The sequence below is a fragment of the Mizugakiibacter sediminis genome, from assembly GCF_000953855.2.
GTDB lineage: Bacteria > Pseudomonadota > Gammaproteobacteria > Xanthomonadales > Rhodanobacteraceae > Mizugakiibacter > Mizugakiibacter sediminis.
Genome location: NZ_DF970233.1, coordinates 1 through 1,471 on the forward strand (window position 1 = coordinate 1; position 1,471 = coordinate 1,471).

Here is a 1,471-nt window from a genome sequence, read left to right on the forward strand (position 1 = left end):
GGCAGGCGGCCGGCGCCGAGCGGCTGGTCAACGCCACGCCGGGCTGCCTCGGCACGCTGCGCGAGGCGCTGCCCGGCGTCAGCGTCGACGACGTGCCCGCCCTGCTCGACCGCGAAGGCGAGGCGCTGCGCTTCCGCCCGCTCGCCGAACGCGTGGCCGTGCATCTGCCGTGCACCGCGGTCAATGTCGCGCGCAGCGACGGCGCGACGCTGCGCCTGCTGGCGCGCGTGCCCGGGCTCGAAACGCTGCCGCTGCCGGCGGCACCCGGCTGCTGCGGCGCCGCCGGCAGCCACCTGCTGGAATTCCCGCAGCGCGCGGCGGCGCTGCGCGCGACCAAGCTGGACCAGACCGCGGCGCTTGCGCCGCAGCGCCTGCTGAGCGGCAATATCGGCTGCCGGCTGCACCTCGAGGCCGGCCTGCGCGAGCGCGGCGCGGCGCTGCCGGTCGAGCACCCGCTGACGCTGCTGGCGCGGCAACTGGAGATCCCATGAGCGACATCCGCACCCTGTCCCCGCTGGACCGCCTGCTGGCCGGCATCGAACGCGCGCTGGAGACGACGCTGGGCGATCCGCCTGCGCACCGGCCCTCGCCTGCCGCGGACCTGCCGCCGGCGGAGCTGGCCGAGGACGAGCGCCGTCACGCCGCCGGCCTGATGCGCATCAACCACACCGGCGAGGTCTGCGCGCAGGCGCTGTACGAGGGCCAGGCCGCGCTGGCGCGCGACGCGGCCACGCGCCGGCACCTGCTCCTCGCCGCCGGCGAGGAACAGGATCATCTCGCCTGGTGCGCCGAGCGCCTGCGCGAGCTGGACAGCCGGCCCAGCCTGTTCAATCCGCTGTGGTACGCCGGCAGCTTTGCGATCGGCGCGGTCGCGGCGGCGGCGAGCGACCGCGTCAGCCTCGGCTTCGTGGTCGAGACCGAGCGCCAGGTCGAGGCGCACCTCGACGATCACCTCGGCCGCCTGCCGGCGCGGGACGAGCGCTCGCGGGCGATCCTGCGCACGATGCAGGCCGACGAGGTGCGCCATGCCGACGCCGCGCGCGCGCGCGGCGGCATCGACCTGCCGCCGCCGGTGCCGGCGCTGATGCGCTTCGCCTCGGCGGTGATGAAGGCGGTGGCCTACCGGCTGTGACGCCGGCGGCCGGCGAAGACGCGCGCGCGGCGGCGGCGGAACCGGCGGGCCGGTTCCGCCCTACGGCGTCAGCGCCTTCCAGGCCGGATCAGCGAAGCGGCCGCCGTAGTCGTTGTAGGCGGAGATCGCCTCCAGCGCCGCGTCGCGGTGCGCGGTGGCGTCGAGATCGGCGCGCTTCATGCGCCCGGCGGCGGCCAGCATGCGACCGATGTAGGCGTGCAGCGCCGCGTCGGCGTCCGCCGGCAGGCGGCATTCGCGGATCATGGTGGCGATGCGCGTCTCCACTTCCGCGCCCAGCGCGGCGTAGCCGGCGGCGTCCAGGCGGCCGGCATGGATCGC

The 1,471-nt window shown here is 76.5% G+C and carries 2 protein-coding genes and 1 pseudogene; 2 read left to right on the plus strand and 1 reads right to left on the minus strand.

Annotation, left to right across the window (positions count from 1 at the left end; translation table 11 throughout):
* The coding region (locus tag MBSD_RS10890; RefSeq protein ID WP_148667870.1) for a heterodisulfide reductase-related iron-sulfur binding cluster at positions 1-491 on the plus strand (491 nt) is incomplete at its 5' end.
* Entirely contained in the window at positions 488-1,132 is a 645-nt protein-coding gene (gene coq7 / locus MBSD_RS10895) for a 2-polyprenyl-3-methyl-6-methoxy-1,4-benzoquinone monooxygenase (protein ID WP_062537352.1), read from the plus strand. The genes MBSD_RS10890 and coq7, both read left to right, overlap by 4 nt.
* A gap of 60 nt (positions 1,133-1,192) precedes the next feature.
* Here the strand turns inward: coq7 and MBSD_RS15490 are convergent.
* Positions 1,193-1,471, minus strand: a pseudogene (locus MBSD_RS15490) (hypothetical protein); the annotation flags it as partial.